Source organism: Streptomyces prunicolor (assembly GCF_045162825.1).
GTDB lineage: Bacteria > Actinomycetota > Actinomycetes > Streptomycetales > Streptomycetaceae > Streptomyces > Streptomyces prunicolor.
The window spans coordinates 9989994-10002903 of the sequence record NZ_CP108676.1; the positions used below are offsets into that span (position 1 = coordinate 9989994).

A 12910-nucleotide genomic window follows, 5' to 3' on the forward strand; every position below is an offset into this window, starting at 1 on the left:
CCGTGCTGTGCGCGGCCGGAATGGAGGCAGCCGTCATGCTGGAAGTGAAGACGGTCGACAAGCCGGACGAGCGACGTGACTTCCCCCGTGGCCACCTCGAAGCCGTCCACCTCAGCGGACTCGACTTCGCCATCGGCACCTTCGAGCCGGGTTGGCGCTGGTCGGAGTCCGTGGCACCGATCGCGGGAACCGAGAGTTGCCAGATCCACCACAACGGTTACGTGGTCCAGGGGCGGATGCATCTCCGTATGGACGACGGCGGTGAGAGCGAAGTGGGCCCCGGTGACGTCTTCGTGTGCTCGCCCGGACACGACGCGTGGGTCGTCGGCGACGAACAGGTGATCGTGCACGACTTCGCGGGCGCCATGGCCACGGACTACGCGAAGGCTCCGTAGCCCCTCCGGACGTACGCGCTCCGCGGCACCGCACCCGCCGGGCGCGTATGTCATGCCCGGTACTCGACGACCTGCCCCTCGGCGTACGCCACGGCCTCCGCGTGCCCGAACAGGCCCGGCAGCCCACCCGTGTGCACGAACACGGTCCGCTCGCCCGGCCTGATGTCACCGTCCCGGACGGCCGCGATCAGGCCGGCCATCGCACGTCCCGTGTACGTCGGGTCGAGGACGAGCCCGGCGGTGCGCGCGGCCAGGGTGAGGGCGTCGGCGGTGGATGCGGTGAGCGTGGCGTAGCCGCCGCCGATCTGGTCGCGCCGAACCCGTAGTCCCTCCGGTGCGGGCAGCCCCGCGAACTCGCTTACGGCTGCGGTCGGTTCGGGCAGTGCGCCCACGTCGACGCCGAGCACCGCGTCCGCCCCGAGCGAGAGCACCAGCCCCGCCATCGTGCCGCCCGAGCCGAGCGCGACGACGGCGGTACGCAGATCGGGAAGCTGTTCGCGCAACTCCTCACCGCAGCGCACATAGCCGCGTGCGCCGAGCGCGCTGGAACCGCCGAACGGGATCAGCGCGGGCCTGGCGTCGGCCTTGCGCAGCTGTGCGCACACCTCGGCCGCCGCCCGGTCCAGTCCGGCCTGGTCCACGTCGCCCGCCCAGGCGATCCGGGCGCCGAACAGCCCGTCGAGGGCGAGGTTCCCGGAGCGCGACACACCCGGCGATCCGCGCAGCACCAGCACCACGTCCAGGCCCGACCGCGCTCCGGCGGCGGCCGTCAGGCGGGCGTGGTTGCTCTGCGGGGCGCCGGTGGTGACCAGGGTGTCCGCGCCCTCGGCGAGCGCCGCGCCCACGGTCCACTCCAGCTTGCGGATCTTGTTGCCGCCGCCTCCGAGACCGGTCAGATCGTCGCGCTTGATCCACAGGTCGTCCGGGCCGAGCCCGATCGCGGTGGCCAGTCTCGGGGCCGGTTCGACGGGGGTGGGGAAGGTGGCCAGTTCCACGTGCGGGGCGCTGTGCGGGTCGTCGCTCATGGCGTACATCATCGCGCGTCTCGGCGGTCGATCCGCTGCTGGGCTTGCCCATGGAAACCGATCGGTTTACTGTAGCTCTCGTAAGGAAACCGATCGGTTTCCCTCTCTCTTCGTCCCAGCTCAGGAGATCCCCCATGACGAACATCGAAGGCTCCGTCGTCCTCGTCACCGGCGGCAGCCGTGGCATCGGCCGGGCGCTGGTCGAGGCGCTGTACGAGCGCGGCGCCAAGAAGGTGTACGCCACCGCCCGTGACCCGAAGACCGTCACGCACCCGGACGCCGTGCCGCTGGCGCTGGAGGTCGGCGACCCCGCGTCCGTCGCGGCGGCGGCCGAGCAGGCGCAGGACGTCACGATCGTGATCAACAACGCGGGCGCGGCCGTGAACGCGAACTTCCTGGACTCGCCCGTCGAGGACATCCGGCGCGAGTTCGAGACCAACTTCTACGGCCCGCTGCTCGTCACGCGCGCCTTCGTGCCGATCATCGAGCGCAACGGTGGTGGCCACATCCTGAACTTCCACTCGGTGCTGTCCTGGATCGGTCTCGCCGGCTCCTACAGCGCCTCCAAGGCCGCGTTCTGGTCGCAGACCAACTCCCTGCGCCTGGACCTGAAGCCGCGCGGGATCGACGTCACCGGACTGCATGTCGGCTACGTCGACACGGACATGGCCGCGCATGTCGACGGGCCCAAGTCCACTCCCGAGAGCGTCGCGGCGCAGGCACTCGACGGCATCGAGTCCGGCGCCTTCGAGGTACTGGCCGACGACCTGACCCGTCAGGTGAAGGCCGGGCTGTCCGCCGAAGGTGGCGCCCTGTACCCGCAGTTGGCCGCCTGACCGGACCGGCAGCGATCAGATCGGCAGCAACCGGCCGACCAGTGTGCTGAGTTGCTGCGCGTTCCGGCACTCGTGCATCTCGACCAGCTCCGCGTAGTCGGGCGCGGCCGAGTCGCCGGTGCCCCACTGGGAGCGCTGCTCGGGGTTCAACCAGTAGACGCGGCGGGCCCGTTGGGCGATCTGCCGGACGGCCGGGAGATTCGGGTCGCTCATGTTGGTGCGGGCGTCGCCGAGCACGAACACGGTCGTACGCGGGCCGACCGCGTCGCCGTACCGCTCCGCGAACTCGCCCAGGGCGACGCCGTAGTCGCTGCTTCCGTGCCAGCCGGTGAGGGTGGCCTCGTCGCGGATGCGGGTGCCGAGGCCCTCGGGGTCGGCCGTGCCGTGGACGAGCAGCGGTGTCACCTCGTCGAGGCGGTTGACGAAGGCGAACACGCGCACCTTGCTGAACTGGTCGTGCAGCGCCTGCACCAGCAGCATCGTGAAGTCGGAGAAGCCCGACACCGAGCCCGACACATCGCACAGCAGCACCAGTTCGGGCCGGACGGGCCGACGCCGGCGCAGTACCGGCCGCATCGGCACCCCGCCCGTCGAGAGTGAGCCGCGCAGGGTGCGGCGGAGGTCGATCGTGCCCCGGGAGGCGCGACGCCGGCGGGCGGCGAGGCGGGTGGCCAGCTTCCGGGCCAGCGGCTGAACAGCCCTGCGCAGTTCGGCCAGTTGGGCCCGGCCGGCGAACAGGAAGTCGACGCGGTCGGCCGTCGGCGCGATGGCCCGCCGGGCGAGCTCGTCCCGGCCGCGCCGCTCGGCGACCCGGCGCCGCGCCTCCAGGGCGACCTGCCGCCGGAACCCCTCGATACGCTGCCGGATCTCGTCGTCGAGCAGCCGGTCGGTGAACCCGGACCGGCCCCCGCCCTCCGCCCGGATGCTCGTCCGCACCCGGGCCAGCAGCGTCTGCGGACGTAGCCACTCCAGGGTCTGGTGCGACGACCAGCCGTCCGACGCCGGGGAGTTGCCGTAGCCGCCGAAACCGTCGACGGCCTCCGCCGCCAACTGCCCCATCAACGCTCGGTCGTTGGCGGCGAGCGCCGCCGCGAGCCGGTCACGGAGGTCCTCGCGGTTGGTGGGCTCGCCCTGCGGTGCTCCGACACCGCGCGGGAAGTAGAGGTCGAAGACCGGGTCGAACACCGGGCGTTGACCCGTGCCGTGCAGCAGCGTCGCGGCCAGTCCCTCGCGCAGCAGCTCACGGTCCGCGAACCCGAGCGCCTCCATGGCCTGCGCCGCGTCCACGGTCTCGCCGGTACCGATCCGCAGACCGTGCGCGCGCAGTGCCCCGACGAGGCCGGTCAGCCGCTCGGTGACACCGGTGGCGGTCACACGGCGTCCAGGTCGAGCTTGGCCGCTGCCCGCAGGATGTCGTCCTGGTGCTTGAGGAGGACGCCGAGGGTGTCCCGTACGACGGTCTCGTCGAGGGTGTCGGCGCCCAGGGCGAGGAGAGTGCGGGCCCAGTCGATGGTCTCGGCCACCGACGGGACCTTCCGCAGTTCCATCTCGCGCAGCGCCCCGACCACCCGGACCACGGACTCGGCCAGCGCCTCGCCGAGCCCCGGCACCTTCAGCCGTACGATCCGACGCTCCAACTCCTCGTCGGGGAAGCCGATATGGAGGAACAGGCAGCGGCGGCGCAGGGCCTCGGAGAGCTCGCGGCTCGCGTTCGAGGTGAGGACCACGAAGGGGCGGCGGGTCGCGGTGATCGTGCCCAACTCCGGGACGGTGACCTGGAAGTCGCTGAGTATCTCCAGCAGCAGACCCTCCACCTCGACGTCCGCCTTGTCGGTCTCGTCGATCAGCAGGACCTTCGGGTCGTCGCCGCGGATCGCCGTGAGCAGCGGGCGGGGGAGCAGGAACTCCTCGCTGAAGATGTCGGTGCGGGTCTCGTCCCAGCTCTCGTCGCGGCCCGCGCTGATGCGCAGCAGTTGCTTGGCGTGGTTCCACTCGTACAGCGCCCGGGACTCGTCGACGCCCTCGTAGCACTGGAGCCGGACCAGCCGTGCCCCGGCGACCTCGGCGACGGCCTTGGCCAGCTCCGTCTTGCCGACGCCGGCCGGGCCCTCGACGAGGAGCGGCTTGCCGAGGCGGTCGGCGAGGAAGACGGTCGTGGCGACCGCGGGCGAGGCCAGATAGCCGGTCTCGGCGAGGCGAGCGGCGACTTCGTCGACGGAACGGAACACGGGGCCTCCGGCGGATCGCGGGTGGTACGTCGGTGCGCGGCAACATATCTAAGCGCTTGTTCACCTTCACTGTCACCCGGGATCGGGTGCCTGCGCAAGCTCGTACACCGATCGGTTTCCTCTTGGCTCTCGGCGCGGTAACCTCGGTGTATGGCCACGACAGACAAGGCGTCACCCCGGGACCGGCTGCTCGATGCGGCGGCCGAGCTGTTCTACCGCGACGGTGTCTCCATCGGCGTCGAGGCGCTGTGCAAGTCGGCCGGGGTCTCGAAGCGGTCGATGTACCAGCTCTTCGACAGCAAGGACGAGGTGCTCGCCGCGAGCCTGGAGCGGCGTGCGCCCGGGTACGCGGCGCGGCTCACGCCCGGTCCGGATGATGCCGGTACGCCGCGCGAGCGGATCCTGTACGTCTTCGAGCAGGCGGAGAAGTCGTCGACCGAGGACGGCTATCTGGGCTGTCCCTTCCTTGCCACGATGGTCGAGCTGAAGGATCCCGAGCATCCGGCGAGCGTGGTGGCCCGGGCTGCCAAGGAGAAACTGAAGGACGCGTTTCGGGAGCAGGCCGAGTTGGGGGGCGCGCGTGATCCGGGTTTGCTGGCACGGCAGTTGATGCTGGTCTTCGATGGGGCCAGTGCTCGTGCCGGGGCGAAGCTGGAGTCGTTGGACGGGTTGACTGTCGAGACTGTGCGGACGTTGTTGGATGCGGCCGGGGTTGCCTGAACGTTGGGTCATGTCGTTGTTCGGCTGCGGCGCCGTGGGGGCTGGTCGCGCCCACGCGGCGGAGCCGTAAATCGATACAGCCCCGCGCACCTTTGGGGCGCTGCCGGACCGTGGGTCGAGGGGCAGCCGGTGTAGCGGCTGCCCCTCTCCTGGCCGATTGTGCTCACGCGGTCAATGCCACCGCCTCCACCGCCGGTGTGCGCAGCACGCGCCGTGCCGTCAGCAGGCTCGTGCCCAGGGTCACCGTCGCCGCCACCGCTACGACCGTCAGCCAGATTCCGAGGCCCTGGTGCGGGAGGACCGAGTCCGTGCGGACCATGGTGAACGGGATGATCCCCGCCAGCGCGGCCGCCGTGCCGGACAGGACGCCGGTGATGGTGAGGATCGCCGTCTCCGTGCCGACCGTGCGCAGCACCTGCCCCGGAGTCGCGCCCGCCAGGCGCTGGCCGCCGAACTCGCGGGCGCGGTAAGTCGTCGCCGCGTACAGGGAGTTGACCAGCATCACGCAGACGAAGACCACGATGATGCCGACAACCGTGAAGTTGAGGGTCTCCAGGTTCTTCGCGTCCACCGACTTCGTGAGGCCCGAGGCCTTCACCGCGTCGCTCTCCACCGCCTGCATGTACAGGGTCGCCGTGGACACCGCCGTGAAGAGGATCAGCGACATCAGGATCCCGGCGAGCTGGTCGGCCCGCTCGCGGAGGTTGCGGATCGCCAACCAGCCGCTCGCGCCGGTCAGTTGGAGCCGGTCGAGCAGGCCCTTCAGCAGGCGGGGTGCCAGCAGGGCGAGGCCGACCGAGAGCAGGATCGCACCGTACGCCGGTGCCGCCATCAGCGCCGCGTCCGTGGCGGAGAAGGCGAAGGTCGCCGTCACCGACACCACACCGGCGACCAGCGCGGCGTACGTGAAGAACGTCCGCGCCCGGCCCTGCTGACGGCGCCCGCGTGTCGCCCGTCGTACGGCCAGGAACGCGGCGCCCGCCGACGCCAACAGCGTGATGCCCAGGCCCGATTGGAGGGTGAAGGGGCCGAAGGAGTAGTCGACGGAACGGGCGACTTGGCCGCTGTCCTTGAACGCCCCGAGCAAGGCGCGTCCGCCGAGCATCGCGGGACCGACGGCGAGGATCGCGCCCAGCAGCGCGACGGCCACCGCCTCACCCACGACCATCCGCTTGAGCTGCGCCGGAGTCGCGCCCGAGCAGCGCAGGGTCTCCAACTCCCTCGACCGTTGACGGACGTTGACGGTCAGTGTCGACGCTACAGCGAAGAACACCAGCAGGGTTCCGTAGCCTCCGACGACACTCGCCGACGTGGAGAGCGTGTCGGCGCTGACCGAGTCGATGCCGTGCCGACTCGCCGTGTCCTGAAGGGAGTTGAACGTCATGATGATCGCCGCGCCCAGGAACGCGGCCAGCAGCGTCGCCAGGAAGCGGCCCGGCCGTTGCCGGATCGAACGCATCGCCAGGATGAACATCGCTCACACCCCCACCGTCACGTCGTCACCCAGGTGCGCCAGCCGCTCGGCGACCGCGTCGACGGTCGGCGCGTGCATCCGGCCGGCGAGCCTGCCGTCCGCGAGGAACACCACCGAGTCGGCGTACGAGGCCGCGACCGGGTCGTGCGTCACCATCACCACGGTCCGGCCGTGCACCCGCACCGCCTCCCGCAACAGCAGCAGCACACCCCGCGCGCTGCGCGTGTCGAGGGCGCCCGTCGGCTCGTCCGCGAAGATCACCCGGGGTTCGGTGACCAGCGCGCGGGCGATCGCGACCCGCTGTCGCTGACCGCCGGAGAGCTGGTCGGGACGGTGGCCGAGCCGGTCCCCGAGCCCGACCGAGGTCAGCACCTCCTGGGCCCGCCGCCGGTCGACGCGCCGCCCCGCGAGCTTCAGCGGCAGCACGGTGTTCTGCGCGACGGTGAGCGTGTCCAGGAGGTTGTACTGCTGGAACACGAACCCGATCCGACCGCGCCGGAACCGCGTCAGCTCCGCCTCGCTCCCGCCCGTCATCTCCACGCCGTCGACCATCACGATCCCGCTGTCCGGCCGGTCGAGCCCCGCCGCGCACTGCAACAGCGTCGACTTGCCGGACCCCGAAGGCCCCATCACCGCGGTGAACGTCCCGCGCTCCAGGCTCAGCGTGACCCCGTCCAGCGCGGTCACGGCGCTGTCGTCACGGCCGTAGGTCCTGCTCACCTTGACCAGCCGCAGCGCTTCGGCGGCGGGTCCCTTGTCGTGCGTCCGTCGTACGGTGCGAAACATCGCTCTCACCCTCCGTGCGGCACGCCCTGTGCCTCGCCAACGACGCTACGGAGAACGCCGGTTGCGCACATTGGGCGCAGAACCCGTATCCCGGGGTGTACTCAGCGACACCCCCGAGGCCGGGCTCTCAGGGGGACGCTGTGACAGGGCTGTGACCGGAGGTATGGCTTCCGCCACAGCGGTCCCGGCCCGTTCTTGATCGACTCTGTGGATGCCGAGAAGGATGCCGAGAGGCGTGTACGACACCGTGCTGGTCATGGTGGTGGGGCTCCTCGTCGGCGCCGCCATCTGGACGGTCGCGGACGTGGCGTACGACGATCCCGCCGCCGGACTGTCGAAGCCGGGCCCGGTCTGTCCGCGCGAGGGCATCCGCGTCACGGCCGGACCGGTGAACCCCGCGCTGGGCCTGCGCGCCATGGCCCTCACCCTGGAGAACTGCGGTACCCGCACTTACCGCGTAGAGGGCTACCCCGAGATCAGGCTGCTCGACCGCGACCAGCAGCACGTGACCAGCGTGTCGGTGATCCACGGCAGCGGCGGTATCGCCACGGTGACCGGATTCGACGACGCGCCGGACGCGGTGACGCTGGCCCCCGGCGAGCGGGCCTTCGCCGGCCTGCTGTGGCGCAACACCGCCACCGGCTTCGGCGCCGCGGACTACGTGCCGTATCTGACGGTCGCGGTCCGGACCGGGGCGCTGCCCGTCCTCCTGTCACCGGACGGCGGCCTCGACCTCGGGACGACGGGACGACTCGGCGTCGGACCGTGGCGAACCAGCACCAGCAGTACCAGTACCAACACCACGGGCCCCGGCGGAGGCACCCGATGACCGACCAGGGCACCCCCGCAGCCGGCTTCCCGCAGCGCGTCCTGCACCGCTCGCGCGCACACCGGCGGGTCGACGCCGTCGCGCGCGGGCTGCTCGTCGGCGTGGACGTCCTCCTCGTCGCGCTGATCCTCGTGCTCGGCAGCGAAGGCGTCTTCACCGCGGACTGGATGGGCGACAGCGGAATGATGGACGCCACGGCCGCCTCCTACCAGCACGACTGTGTCGTCTTCCTCTGCCGGGTCGAGGCCGTGACCGTCGCCCTGGCGATCGCCTGCCGCCTCTGGACCACGGCCGTCACGCAACTCGTGGTCCTGACGTCCGCCGCGGTCTTCATCGCCTCCCTCTCCACCTACTGGAACCCCTGACCGACCGCCCGTACGGGTCACCAGAACGCGCCGCCCCCGGCCCCGCCCGATGCAATGGACCTGTGACCGCGCCCCCGGACGACTGCCTCGCCCGCAACGAGTGGATCTGCGGCGAGTACCTGAGCACCCGCCGCCACATCCTCCTCGACGCGGCCGTCCAGCACCTCCAGCTCACCGCGATCTCGGTACTGATCGGCCTGGCCATCGCCCTCCCGCTCGCGGTGGTGGCCCGCCGCTGGGGCTGGGCGGCGGGACCGGTGCTCGCGGTCACGACGATCCTCTACACGATCCCGTCCCTCGCGATGTTCTCGCTGCTCCTCCCCGTCTACGGCCTCTCGGCCACCCTCGTCGTCGCCGGACTCGTCCTCTACTCACTCACCCTGCTCGTCCGCAACATCCTCGCGGGCCTGCGCGCCGTCCCCGAGGAGACCCGACAGGCGGCACGCGGCATGGGCTACGGCCCGATCCGCCTCCTTCTCACCGTGGAACTGCCCCTCGCCCTGCCCGCCGCGATGGCCGGCCTGCGCATCGCCACCGTCTCGGCGGTCTCGCTGGTCACGGTCGGTGCGATCGTCGGCTTCGGGGGACTCGGCAACCTCATCTACGCGGGCATGAACACCTACTTCAAGGCACAGGTGCTCACCGCGTCCGTGCTCTGCGTGGTGATCGCGATCGTCGCCGACCTGCTTCTCCTGCTCGTGCAACGGCTCATCACCCCCTGGACAAGGGCGATCCGCGGATGAACACCCTTACCGACGCCTGGCATTGGCTCACGAACTCCGCCCACTGGTCCGGCGACGACGGCATCTGGCACCGGCTCGCGCAGCACCTCGTGCTCACAGTCGTCTGCCTCGTCATCAGCTGCCTGATCGCGCTGCCGATCGCCCTCGTTCTCGGCCACCTCGGCAAGGGCGGCGCGCTCGCCGTCAACATCTCCAACATCGGCCGCGCGGTGCCCACCTTCGCCGTGCTGGTGCTGCTGCTCCTGACCCCGATCGGCAAGTGGGGCGAGGGGCCCACGGTCGTCGCCTTGGTCCTGTTCGCCGTACCGCCGCTGCTCACCAACGCCTACGTCGGCATGCGCGAGGTCGACCGCGATGTGGTGCGGGCCGCGCGCGGCATGGGAATGACGGGCCGTCAGATGCTGTTCCGTGTCGAACTGCCGCTTTCCCTCCCGCTGTTGATGAACGGCGTCCGGATCGCGGCCGTCCAACTCGTCGCCACCGCCACGATCGCCGCGCTCGCGGGCGGCGGCGGACTCGGCCGCATCATCACCGCCGGGTTCAACCTCGCCAACACCGCACAGGTGGTGGCCGGGGCGGTGCTTGTCGCCGTGTTCGCGCTGCTCGTCGAGGGCGTCTTCGAGGTCGCCGAACGGCTGGCGCCCCGGTGGGCGGGGAGAGCACGATGAAGCGAATGCGACGCATGGCTGCCGCTGGCCTCCTCCTCCTGGTCACCGGCTGCTCGACCGGGCCGTCCCTGGAGAATCAGGAAGCCGTCACCGCACCGCCCGGCGACAGCCACCACCTGACCATCGGCTCGGCCGGTTTCACCGAGAGCGACCTGCTCGCCCAGATGTACGCGCTCCTGCTGAACCAGGCCGGCTACAAGACGTCCCTGCTCACCGTCGCCAACCGCGAACTCTACGAACCCGCCCTGGAATCAGGGCAGATCGACGTCGTACCCGAGTACGCGGCCACCTTCTCCGACTGGCTCAACGCCAAGACCAACGGCCCGAATGCCCCGGCCGTCGGCTCACCCGACCTCACCACCACGATGAAGGCACTGCGCAAACTGGCCACGCCCCGCGGCCTCACGGTCCTCGACCCCGGCAAGGCCGTCGACCAGAACGCCTTCGCCGTGGCCCGCTCGTACGCCAACGAGCACCACCTGAAGACCCTCAGTGACCTGGGCGCCTCGGGACTGAAGGTACGGCTCGCGGCGGGCGACGAGTGTGTGCAACGGCCGTACTGCGAACCGGGGTTGAAGAAGACCTACGGCATCGACATCACCGCCGTCGACCCGAAGGGCGTCGGCACGACCCAGGCGAAGAGCGCGGTGCAGAACGGCCAGGACCAGATGGTGCTGACCACGACGACCGACGCCACGCTCGACCAGTTCGGCCTGGTCCTCCTCGCCGACGACAAGCACCTCCAGAACGCCGACTACGTCGTCCCGGTCGTCAACCGCTCCCGGGCGGGGAGCACGGGCGTGACCAAGGCGCTGGGGGAACTCAATGGCGTGCTCACCACGGCCGACCTTGCCTCCATGAACCAACAGGTCGACAGCTGGCGGAGGTTGGCGCAAGACGTGGCGCGGACGTATCTCAAGGACAAGGGGCTGTTGAAGTGAGGCCACGGGGATTGTCAGTGGCGGCTTGTACCGTTCGGGCATGGGTGTCTATCTGGTCGATGTCGGTGCGGGGGAGTGGCTGAGTGAGGACACGGGGGAAGGGGGGATGGGCGCGATCGCCAAGGGCCTCGACGCGGAGCTGGCCCGGCGCGGACTGCCGTCGTACGCGTCCGTGCCCGAGCGGGACTTCGGGTCGGCGTTCGAGGAGAAGCTGAGCCCGTCCATGCAGGGGTTCGACGCGCTGTGCCGTGCCGAACTGACGCCTGCCGAGCGGGAGTTGATCGGCGACTGGACGGTGCTGGTGCCGATCTCGCTCGACGAGGAGATACGGCTGCCCATCGGCTCCGCCTACACGGACGAGACGGTGATCGCGGGTGCACCCCAGGTGCTCGCCGTGGCCGAGCGGCTGGCCGCGGCACTCGAACTGCCCGCCGGGATACCGGAGGTGTCCGGGAACCTCGCCCTGACGTTCTGGTTCCTGGAGGGCGAGGCGGAGGAGCTGGCCGCTGCCGTGCCCGGCCGCTGGAGCGAGGACCTGGACACGGCCTTCTACGTGGCTCTGTACCTGCGCGCCGCCCAGCACGCGCTCCGACAGGGCTGCCCCGTCACCTACTCCTGAGCCGCCGAGCGACCCTCACGCGTCCGCCACCGAGTCGAAGTCCACCTGCCCCCGGGGCACCCCGAGCGCGTCCGCGTCCACGGACCGCCGTAGCGCCTCATGCAGCTTCGCCGGGGTGAGCACGCCGAGGAAGCGTGCCCCGTCCAGCACGGCGACCCACCCGGCGTCGTGCTGGAGCATCACGCCGAACGCCTGCTTCAAGGGGGCGCCCACCGGTACCCACGCGTTCATCCGGTGGGCGAGTTCGCCGACCGTGCCGCCCGCGGTGAGTTCGTCGGCCTTGACCCAGCCCTGCAGTTCGCCCTGTTCGTCGAGGACCACCGCCCACCTCGCGCCCTCGACCCGCAGCCGTTCGGCGGCCCGCTGCGCAGGCTCGTCCACGCGGGCGACCGGCGGCTGTTCCAGGTCGTCGGGCTCGATCTCCGTCACCGACAAGCGCTTCAGCCCCCGGTCCGCGCCCACGAACTCGGCGACATACGGCGTCGCCGGCGTGCCGAGCACCGCGCCGGGTGTGTCGTACTGCTCGATCCGCCCCTGCCCGTACACGGCGATCCGGTCGCCCAGCCGTACCGCCTCCTCGATGTCGTGCGTGACCAGCAGCACCGTCTTGCGCACGGCGGCCTGCATCCGCAGGAACTCGTCCTGCAACTGCTCCCGCACCACCGGGTCGACCGCGCCGAACGGTTCGTCCATCAGCAGCACCGGCGGATCGGCGGCCAGCGCCCGCGCCACACCGACGCGTTGGCGCTGCCCGCCCGAGAGCTGCTCCGGGTAGCGCGCTCCGTACGTCTTCGGGTCGAGGCCCACCAGATCGAGCAGCTCGGCGGCCCGCTCCCGTGCCTTCGCCCGCTTCCAGCCGACCAGGGACGGCACGGTCGCCGTGTTGTCGAGGATCGTGCGGTGCGGGAAGAGGCCCACCTGCTGGATGACGTATCCGATACGGCGGCGCAGCCGTACCGGGTCGACGCCTGCGATGTCCTCGCCGTTCACGAGGATCCGGCCGGAGGTGGGCTCGATGAGCCGGTTGACCATCATCATGGTCGTCGTCTTGCCGCAGCCGGACGGGCCCACCAGCGTGACGAGTTCGCCCTCGTTCACCTCGAAGGACAGCCCGTCCACGGCCGTCGTACCGTCCGGGTACCGCTTGCTGACCTGCTCGAACCGGATCATGTCCTCACGCTAACGGCGCCGGTCCGCCGCCGCCCTTCAACAGCGTCCCACCGGCTGGTGACGCGGGCATGCGGACCCTGGCATGATCCGAACGACCTCCATCTCCCGGCG

Annotated in this window: 15 protein-coding genes; 9 read left to right on the plus strand and 6 right to left on the minus strand. The window is 70.8% G+C overall.

Translation table 11 applies throughout. From position 1 onward, the window contains the following. Window positions 1–35: 35 nt before the first annotated feature. On the plus strand, window positions 36–395 hold the full coding sequence (locus OG588_RS45145; protein ID WP_405952342.1) for a cupin domain-containing protein: 360 nt from the start codon (window positions 36–38) through the stop codon (window positions 393–395). A gap of 50 nt (window positions 396–445) precedes the next feature. Here the strand turns inward: OG588_RS45145 and OG588_RS45150 are convergent, their stop codons facing one another. Further along, window positions 446–1432 (minus strand): D-cysteine desulfhydrase family protein, encoded by a 987-nt coding sequence (locus OG588_RS45150; protein ID WP_405952343.1) that lies wholly within the window; start codon window positions 1430–1432, stop codon window positions 446–448. A gap of 122 nt (window positions 1433–1554) precedes the next feature. Between OG588_RS45150 and OG588_RS45155 the strand changes: the two genes are divergently transcribed. Continuing rightward, window positions 1555–2256 (plus strand): SDR family oxidoreductase, encoded by a 702-nt coding sequence (locus tag OG588_RS45155; RefSeq protein WP_405952344.1) that lies wholly within the window; start codon window positions 1555–1557, stop codon window positions 2254–2256. Between the two features lie 15 nt (window positions 2257–2271). On the opposite strand, the gene OG588_RS45160 is transcribed toward OG588_RS45155, so the two are convergent. Both OG588_RS45160 and OG588_RS45165 read right to left on the minus strand, forming a co-directional pair. Further along, on the minus strand, window positions 2272–3630 hold the full coding sequence (locus OG588_RS45160) for a vWA domain-containing protein (RefSeq protein WP_405952345.1): 1359 nt from the start codon (window positions 3628–3630) through the stop codon (window positions 2272–2274). Continuing rightward, window positions 3627–4484 carry a MoxR family ATPase gene (locus OG588_RS45165; protein WP_266865608.1) on the minus strand — a complete coding sequence of 286 codons (858 nt, stop codon included), beginning with the start codon at window positions 4482–4484 and terminating at the stop codon, window positions 3627–3629. Before OG588_RS45165 ends, OG588_RS45160 begins: the two co-directional genes overlap by 4 nt. A gap of 150 nt (window positions 4485–4634) precedes the next feature. Here OG588_RS45165 and OG588_RS45170 point away from each other — a divergent pair, with 150 nt between their 5' ends. Then, window positions 4635–5204: a TetR/AcrR family transcriptional regulator gene (locus tag OG588_RS45170; RefSeq protein WP_405952346.1), complete on the plus strand. Its 570-nt coding sequence runs from the start codon at window positions 4635–4637 to the stop codon at window positions 5202–5204. A 163-nt stretch (window positions 5205–5367) separates the two neighbouring features. On the opposite strand, the gene OG588_RS45175 is transcribed toward OG588_RS45170, so the two are convergent. Continuing rightward, window positions 5368–6678 carry an FtsX-like permease family protein gene (locus OG588_RS45175; protein WP_405952347.1) on the minus strand — a complete coding sequence of 437 codons (1311 nt, stop codon included), beginning with the start codon at window positions 6676–6678 and terminating at the stop codon, window positions 5368–5370. A 3-nt stretch (window positions 6679–6681) separates the two neighbouring features. Beyond that, window positions 6682–7464 carry an ABC transporter ATP-binding protein gene (locus OG588_RS45180; protein ID WP_405952348.1) on the minus strand — a complete coding sequence of 261 codons (783 nt, stop codon included), beginning with the start codon at window positions 7462–7464 and terminating at the stop codon, window positions 6682–6684. Between the two features lie 235 nt (window positions 7465–7699). On the opposite strand from OG588_RS45180, the gene OG588_RS45185 reads away from it, so the two are divergent. The 6 genes from OG588_RS45185 to OG588_RS45210 all read left to right on the plus strand — a co-directional run bounded on the left by OG588_RS45185 (window position 7700) and on the right by OG588_RS45210 (window position 11629). Then, entirely contained in the window at window positions 7700–8293 is a 594-nt protein-coding gene (locus tag OG588_RS45185; RefSeq protein WP_405952349.1) for a DUF4232 domain-containing protein, read from the plus strand. Continuing rightward, window positions 8290–8658: a hypothetical protein gene (locus OG588_RS45190; RefSeq protein ID WP_405952350.1), complete on the plus strand. Its 369-nt coding sequence runs from the start codon at window positions 8290–8292 to the stop codon at window positions 8656–8658. The genes OG588_RS45185 and OG588_RS45190 overlap by 4 nt, the downstream gene beginning before the upstream one ends. 62 nt (window positions 8659–8720) lie before the next feature. After that, on the plus strand, window positions 8721–9401 hold the full coding sequence (locus tag OG588_RS45195) for an ABC transporter permease (RefSeq protein WP_405952351.1): 681 nt from the start codon (window positions 8721–8723) through the stop codon (window positions 9399–9401). Beyond that, a complete protein-coding gene (locus tag OG588_RS45200) occupies window positions 9398–10069 on the plus strand; it encodes an ABC transporter permease (RefSeq protein WP_405952352.1) in 672 nt (223 codons plus the stop codon). Before OG588_RS45195 ends, OG588_RS45200 begins: the two co-directional genes overlap by 4 nt. A 14-nt stretch (window positions 10070–10083) precedes the next feature. After that, window positions 10084–11010 (plus strand): ABC transporter substrate-binding protein, encoded by a 927-nt coding sequence (locus tag OG588_RS45205; RefSeq protein WP_405952353.1) that lies wholly within the window; start codon window positions 10084–10086, stop codon window positions 11008–11010. 40 nt (window positions 11011–11050) lie between these two features. Then, a complete protein-coding gene (locus OG588_RS45210; RefSeq protein WP_405952354.1) occupies window positions 11051–11629 on the plus strand; it encodes a hypothetical protein in 579 nt (192 codons plus the stop codon). Window positions 11630–11644: 15 nt separating this feature from the next. Here the strand turns inward: OG588_RS45210 and OG588_RS45215 are convergent, their stop codons facing one another. Continuing rightward, window positions 11645–12799 (minus strand): betaine/proline/choline family ABC transporter ATP-binding protein, encoded by a 1155-nt coding sequence (locus OG588_RS45215; RefSeq protein WP_405952355.1) that lies wholly within the window; start codon window positions 12797–12799, stop codon window positions 11645–11647. Between the last annotated feature and the right edge of the window lie 111 nt (window positions 12800–12910).

What these genes read in the sequence shown, in the direction of transcription:
- OG588_RS45200 (WP_405952352.1), top strand. Translation starts at nt 9,398, where the DNA reads ATGAACACCCTTACCGACGCCTGGCATTGGCTCACGAACTCCGCCCAC.
- OG588_RS45180 (WP_405952348.1), bottom strand. Translation starts at nt 7,464, where the DNA reads ATGTTTCGCACCGTACGACGGACGCACGACAAGGGACCCGCCGCCGAA.
- OG588_RS45150 (WP_405952343.1), bottom strand. Translation starts at nt 1,432, where the DNA reads ATGATGTACGCCATGAGCGACGACCCGCACAGCGCCCCGCACGTGGAA.
- OG588_RS45190 (WP_405952350.1), top strand. Translation starts at nt 8,290, where the DNA reads ATGACCGACCAGGGCACCCCCGCAGCCGGCTTCCCGCAGCGCGTCCTG.
- OG588_RS45215 (WP_405952355.1), bottom strand. Translation starts at nt 12,799, where the DNA reads ATGATCCGGTTCGAGCAGGTCAGCAAGCGGTACCCGGACGGTACGACG.
- OG588_RS45205 (WP_405952353.1), top strand. Translation starts at nt 10,084, where the DNA reads ATGGCTGCCGCTGGCCTCCTCCTCCTGGTCACCGGCTGCTCGACCGGG.
- OG588_RS45170 (WP_405952346.1), top strand. Translation starts at nt 4,635, where the DNA reads ATGGCCACGACAGACAAGGCGTCACCCCGGGACCGGCTGCTCGATGCG.
- OG588_RS45210 (WP_405952354.1), top strand. Translation starts at nt 11,051, where the DNA reads ATGGGTGTCTATCTGGTCGATGTCGGTGCGGGGGAGTGGCTGAGTGAG.
- OG588_RS45175 (WP_405952347.1), bottom strand. Translation starts at nt 6,678, where the DNA reads ATGTTCATCCTGGCGATGCGTTCGATCCGGCAACGGCCGGGCCGCTTC.
- OG588_RS45145 (WP_405952342.1), top strand. Translation starts at nt 36, where the DNA reads ATGCTGGAAGTGAAGACGGTCGACAAGCCGGACGAGCGACGTGACTTC.
- OG588_RS45155 (WP_405952344.1), top strand. Translation starts at nt 1,555, where the DNA reads ATGACGAACATCGAAGGCTCCGTCGTCCTCGTCACCGGCGGCAGCCGT.